The organism is Peribacillus sp. P4_C12 (assembly GCF_056402095.1).
On sequence record NZ_JBFUIB010000027.1, the window covers coordinates 25,282 to 31,492 of the forward strand.

Below are 6,211 nucleotides of genomic sequence, written 5' to 3' on the forward strand. Positions count from 1 at the left end.
TAGATATGAAAATTAGTGTAAAGTTCTGCCCTAGTAACTTCGAAGATGAGTTGGAAACTATGAAAGATAAATTAATGGAGTGTAGCGGTCTAGAGGTTATTGAGGATAGATGCTTGTTGTATTGCGGACAATGTTTAATGCAGCCGTTTGCAGTTGTGAATGGTGTAAACATTGTCGCAAACGATCCAGTTGAACTTCTCGAAAAAATTGAAGAATATGTAGCTAGGCTTAAACAAGGAGACACTGTGTGAACAACGAGAATATGAAAGTAGGAATAATTGATTATTGCTTTGATTGACAATATATCATTATATTGTTTTCCCCGAGAAACATGCGAACCTTCAGAGAGCATCCATCTATGATAAAATATATGTAAAACCCTACTACAAATGCTTATTAATTGCATTGATTGATATCTTCGCTTATATGATGGGAAAAATTCAAGGCCTGTTCCCAAAAAGGGAGCAGGCCTTGAATTTTTTGGTTTGGTTTCTTATTTCATCCAATCTGGTTTTCCGAAGCCTGCAAACTTGCTATCGATTACTTCTTCAAACTTGTCTGATTCAACTACTGATTTAATATCCTTAGCAAATTGTGCATCTACATCTTTTGTATTCACAGCAACAACATTACGATACATATCCGGCATGTTTTCTAAAACAAGGGCATCTTGGAGATCCATTTTTGCTGCAAGAGCGAAGTTACCTGGGACCGCTGATAGGTCAACGCTGTCTGTTGCACGAGGCAATTGAGCCGATTCTAATGGTTTGAATTGAATGTTTTTTGGGTTCTTTGTTACATCTTTTTCAGATATTTTTAAGGGATCGACATCTGGCTTGACTTCAATTAAATCTTCATCTACTAGGACTTTAAGTGCACGTGCAAGGTTAACTGGATCGTTCGGTAGGGCTAGTGATGTACCATCTTTAATGTCTTTCAACGATTTATATTTGTTCGAGTATATACCCATTGGTGCTGTCGGTACAATAACAAGGTCAGAAAGCTCTAAATCATTTTCTTTTGCGAAGTTATCCATATACACTTTGTGCTGGAAAAGGTTGGCGTCGATTGAATTGTTGCCAAGCGATTTATTTGGCTGGATATAGTCAGTGAATTCAACGATTTCTATTTTGTAGCCAAGATCTTCTAGGCCTGGCTTGATGGCCTCTTTTACCATATCCGCGTAAGGACCGGTAGTTGCTCCGATTTTCAATTCTTTTTTGTCTTCAGTTTTTGGGGAAGCATCATCGCTTCCGCAAGCTGCCAAGCCAAGGGATAGTGCGCAAACAGATAATAAAGAAGCTATTTTTTTCATTTGAAATTCCTCCTGTAATATGTTGTATTAAATCATTGTTAAAATGACTGATTCTATCGTTTGTTTACTAAGTATGAGGCCTTGTCACCAACCATTTGAATGATTTGTACAAGGCAGATTAACACGACGATTGTCGTGATCATGACTGTGTTGTCATAACGGTAATAGCCGTACCGAATGGCCAGGTCACCAATTCCGCCCCCACCGATTGTCCCAGCCATCGCTGAGTAACCGATAAGTGAAATGGTCGTTAACGTCAACCCTTGAATGATTCCCGGTTTTGCCTCAGGAAGAAGTACATCCTTAATGATCATCCATGGAGTGGCACCTACAGCAATTGCAGCTTCAATCACACCTTTATCTATTTCGCGTAATGCCGATTCAACGATTCTTGCAAAAAAAGGTATCGCGGATAYAGATAGGGAAACAGAAGCCGCTCTTGGCCCTATCGTTGATCCAGTAAGCAAATCCGTTAAAGGAAGGAGGGCGACTAAGAGAATGATAAACGGGATTGAACGGACAATATTGACAGCGAAACCGAGAGATCGATTCACGACGTTATTTTCAAAGATTAAATTCTTGGTCGTTGTAAACAGCAATACTCCAAGAGGTAAACCAATTAGAAGGGCTACCGCAAGGGAGATTCCAACCATATAGATTGTTTCGAGAAAGGCTTTATTAAGGTCAGGTAAAATATTGACGACGGAATCAAACAGTGACATGTTTCAATACCTCCACAGAACTGGTCCGATTTGTTATATATTCCAGTGCCGATTGAACTTCAGCAGCCTCACCAATTAATTCAATGATTAAGATTCCTAATGGAACATCCTGAATATATTCAATTTTGCCGTGCAAGATATTTCCCTTTACTGAATACTTTTGTAGAGCATCGGAAAGAATTGATTCACCGGCGGTGGGCCCTTCAAATTGAATTTGAATAATCGTTCCTTTGCTTTCCTCAATTAAGTGTGAGGGAAGCTCAAAATCCAATACACTGCTGATGAATTGCTTCGTCAACTGCTGCTTTGGTTGTGAAAATATCTCATAAACAGATCCTTCTTCGATAATCCTGCCATCCTGCATGACAGCGACTCGATGGCATAGTTCTTTGACTACTTCCATTTCGTGGGTAATCAATACTATAGTGATACCAAGTTCCCGACTAATCTTTTTTAATAACTGTAAAATCGCTTTTGTTGTTGTTGGATCAAGGGCAGAAGTCGCTTCATCACATAATAGTACAGTAGGGTTATTGGCTAAGGCTCGCGCTATACCGACCCGTTGCTTTTGACCTCCGCTGAGCTGGGCCGGATAGACATCCTTTTTATCACTAAGCCCAACTATGTCCAGCAGCTCTAGAACGCGACTTTTGATGACGCCCTTTGATTTGTGTGCGGCTTTCAAGGCGAAAGCAACATTTTCAAAAACGGTTTTGGAACTGACTAAGGAAAAGTGCTGAAATATCATACCGGTTTTTTGTCGTTGTTTTCGAAGCTCTTTGCCTGATAAAGACGTTAAGTCAATACCGTCAATAATGATATTTCCTTTTGTCGGACGTTCAAGCAAATTTAAGCAGCGTATTAATGAGCTTTTTCCGGCTCCGCTGTAGCCAACAATCCCATAAACTTCACCAGTCTGAATTGTCAAAGATACGTTATCCACTCCGACAACTCGGGTATTTTTCGATATGTATTCCTTTCGGACTGATCGGATTTCAATCATGAGCCTTCCCCCTTAAACATAAAAAACTGCCTCTATCATTCAGAAAGAGGCAGCGAAATTATTTCGTCTTATCTTTCAGAATGTAATCATTCTGCAGGAAGTAGCACCGTTCCCGATTGGGGCGGTTGCCGGACATCACAGGGCCTGTTCCCTCAGTCACTCTTGATAAGTAAATTATTATTTTGGAATATTACAAGTTTTCTAATATAATCTATATTATTTGTAAATTCACACATTGTCAATCATTTCTGTAATTTTAGAATAACTTTCAGGTGAATTAATTTTTTAAAGGGTAAATCTAGTATTTGATAATTCCCTCTTTTCGAATCGGGGTAATGGAATCATCCATCGTTAATGGTCGTAAAGTCATTCTTTTTCAAGGTTTTTGTAAGAAAAGCTTCGTTCTTTTTAGCAGTTTGTCGATTTTTTTTAATAATTACGTGAAGTTTTTGTCAGGAAAGTATTGTTTCAAAGTCTGTATCATGAATGCTTTAGCTTTTTTATCGCCCAAACTTAAATACGGAGTACCCTTTCTTAACAACTTCCTTTTAACCGAAGCCAGATTTTTGCTGTTTCTTTTCTTCGTTGCATAATAGAATACCTTAAATCAATGACAATGGTTTCAAACAGTGCCTTGATTCTACCGGAAAATATACAACGGGTCTTTGCTAGGAAAATACTATTTGCTTGTCAAAAGTATGGAGGAATATTACATTTATTGTAATGAACAAGGGGTAAATAGGATATTAAACTATTTTTATACAATTGATGAGGAGGGAAGCCATGCTAGAGATTAAGACGATAAATGATGTGGTTTGTGTACAAGGGACCCCTGAAGGAATAAAGTCGGGGATGAGTGTATATGCTTTTTTAACAGACGGCCTATTGATTGATACGGCAGCCCAAATTTTATTGGAAGAACTTATCCCTTTCTATGAATCAGCCGACTTCGATTTAGTGGCGCTAACGCATTATCATGAGGACCATACTGGCGGTGCCGCCTGGATACAAGAACATAGAAAAGTTCCAATTTATATTCATCCGATGTCGATTGATGTATGTGCGAAGGATGCTGAATATCCAGATTATCGCAAAGCTTTTTGGGGAAGGAGAGATGGCTTCAAAGCTGAGCCGTTGGGGAGGACTGTTCATTCCCGTACCCAAACGTGGGAGCCAATCTTTACCCCAGGTCATGCTAAGGACCATATGGTGTATTTGAATCACAGTAATGGCATGCTGTTTTCAGGTGACCTATTCGTTACACCGAAAACAAAGCTTGTTTTACGGGAAGAATCTGTCCCTGTCATCATCGATTCTATAAATAGATTACTTCAATATGATTTTGGAGAGGTTTTTTGTTGTCATGCCGGGCATGTCCCAAATGGGAAGGAAATGTTTCAAAGAAAGCTGGACTATCTGGAAAACCTGAGTGGTGAAATTTTACGATTGCATAATCAAGGCTTGGCAGTTCATGAAATCCAGCAAATTGTTTTGCCGAATCAATATCCGCTTATCGAGATATCTGGCCACGAATGGGATTCGGAGCATATTATCACATCGATATTAAACGGAAATGTGTTGATTACAGAGGAGAATGGAGTAACATAAAAAAATGTCATCAATTAGATGTTATGGAAGAGAATAACAGCCGCGGATGTATTCGCAATCAGCCATTGGCGCAACGTAGTGTGGGCACTTTAAATCCAGATCAACTAGCGAAACCTAAATGGTTGCTGTGGGCTTCAAAACATAAAAAAAGGTTATTTGGTTAATTAGCTATCATCTTGCGTTTCTTCAAAAAATGAAGGGACACTCTTTTCTGTATAGTTCAGGCCAAAAGTAATAAGGAATTACGTGAAATAATGAAGAAAAAATAGGGGGACTATTTGGACTTCTGCTTAAAAAGCCATTATTAAACGCTATTGGAGACCACATTATTATTTTCTCTTTGTCGGGCGGTCTACACGGCTTAATGATAGGAACAAAAAATGATAAAGGATAGCTTTAGTGAAACTAACGAGTGAGGGCTCCTTATAATGCTAGAGACGGGCATCTTTGAGAGTTAATATATATTCAAGAATGTGTAGTCGATCTAGGTTAAATCAAAAGGTAGGCATAATCCTTAATTAAGGACATGTGTCCTTTTGTTTCATATAATAAAAAAACAATAGAAGAGACTCGTCAAAAAAGCATCTGCCTAAGAACGCAGGTGCTTTTTCAAATTAATTATTCTGTCTTAGGGTTAGTTCTTTTTTGATTTATTTCAGGTTATAAAAATTACTTATATTATGAAATGGTCTGCCTACTGAATAATATTCAATATTATATTCAGAAATCTCATCTAAGGAATAACTATTTTTTCCGTCAAAAATAATTGGATGATTCATTAACATTTCATATTTTTCTAGGGGGAAATCTTTGAATTCATCCCAATCAGTAGCTATAAAAACCATGTCTGTATTTGTTATAGCTTCCTCTATGGATAAAGCATATTGAATCTTTTCTCCCAAAATTTGCTTTGCTTCTTCAAGTGCTAATGGATCATAAGCCGTTACCAATGCTCCCTGCATAGTTAGCTCTGAAGCTATATCAATGGCAATTGATTCACGTACGTCGTTTGTATTCGGTTTAAATGCCAATCCTAATATTGCAATCTTTTTGTCTTTTAAGTTACCAAAACGTTGCTTTGCTTTATTCATTAACGAATACTTTTGTTGTTTATTTACCTTTATTACTGCTTCCAGAATTTCAAGTGATTGCCCAGCTTCAGTAGCCTGTTGAATTAGACCACGAGTGTCTTTAGGGAAGCAAGAGCCCCCGAATCCAATTCCTGCTTTTAAGAATTGGGTTCCTATTCGAAAATCTAGACCCATTCCATGTGCTACTTCTTCTATGTTGGCACCCACCTTTTCACAAAGGTTTGCGATTTCATTAATGAAACTGATCTTAGTTGCCAAAAAAGCATTTGAACTATATTTAATCATTTCCGCACTTAATAGATCCGTAATAAAAATAGTTCTCCCGAAAGGTCTATGAATTTCTTCAATGATAGATGCTGCTTTTTCACAATCGGACCCGATAACAATCCGATCAGCAGAAAAAGTATCATAGATTGCGGAACCCGAGTTTTTAAGAGAGGGTTCCGCAATCTATGATACTTTTTCTGCTGAT

6 protein-coding genes and 1 riboswitch are annotated in these 6,211 nt (G+C 38.1%); of the genes, 2 read left to right on the top strand and 4 right to left on the bottom strand.

Features of this window, described 5'->3' with window-relative positions; translation table 11 throughout:
* The first annotated feature begins 5 nt into the window (after positions 1-5).
* A complete protein-coding gene (locus tag AC1DUW_RS07635) occupies positions 6-251 on the top strand; it encodes a DUF1450 domain-containing protein (RefSeq protein ID WP_053344879.1) in 246 nt (81 codons plus the stop codon).
* Between the two features lie 242 nt (positions 252-493).
* Here AC1DUW_RS07635 and AC1DUW_RS07640 read toward each other — a convergent pair whose 3' ends face one another.
* The 3 genes from AC1DUW_RS07640 to AC1DUW_RS07650 are packed head-to-tail and all read right to left on the bottom strand — an operon-like array spanning position 494 to position 3,040.
* Complete coding sequence (locus AC1DUW_RS07640) at positions 494-1,315, bottom strand: MetQ/NlpA family ABC transporter substrate-binding protein (RefSeq protein ID WP_053344880.1); 822 nt, start codon at positions 1,313-1,315, stop codon at positions 494-496.
* 53 nt (positions 1,316-1,368) lie between these two features.
* Complete coding sequence (locus AC1DUW_RS07645) at positions 1,369-2,037, bottom strand: methionine ABC transporter permease (protein WP_477642288.1); 669 nt, start codon at positions 2,035-2,037, stop codon at positions 1,369-1,371.
* The gene (locus tag AC1DUW_RS07650) at positions 2,024-3,040 is read right to left on the bottom strand and encodes a methionine ABC transporter ATP-binding protein (RefSeq protein ID WP_477642289.1); all 1,017 of its coding nucleotides are present in this window, start codon (positions 3,038-3,040) and stop codon (positions 2,024-2,026) included. The genes AC1DUW_RS07645 and AC1DUW_RS07650 overlap by 14 nt, the downstream gene beginning before the upstream one ends.
* A gap of 65 nt (positions 3,041-3,105) precedes the next feature.
* Positions 3,106-3,212, bottom strand: a riboswitch (SAM riboswitch).
* A 611-nt stretch (positions 3,213-3,823) separates the two neighbouring features.
* Between AC1DUW_RS07650 and AC1DUW_RS07655 the strand changes: the two genes are divergently transcribed.
* Entirely contained in the window at positions 3,824-4,648 is an 825-nt protein-coding gene (locus AC1DUW_RS07655; protein WP_053344883.1) for an MBL fold metallo-hydrolase, read from the top strand.
* A 650-nt stretch (positions 4,649-5,298) separates the two neighbouring features.
* Here AC1DUW_RS07655 and AC1DUW_RS07660 read toward each other — a convergent pair.
* Positions 5,299-6,189 (bottom strand): UDP-glucose dehydrogenase family protein, encoded by an 891-nt coding sequence (locus tag AC1DUW_RS07660; RefSeq protein WP_477642290.1) that lies wholly within the window; start codon positions 6,187-6,189, stop codon positions 5,299-5,301.
* Between the last annotated feature and the right edge of the window lie 22 nt (positions 6,190-6,211).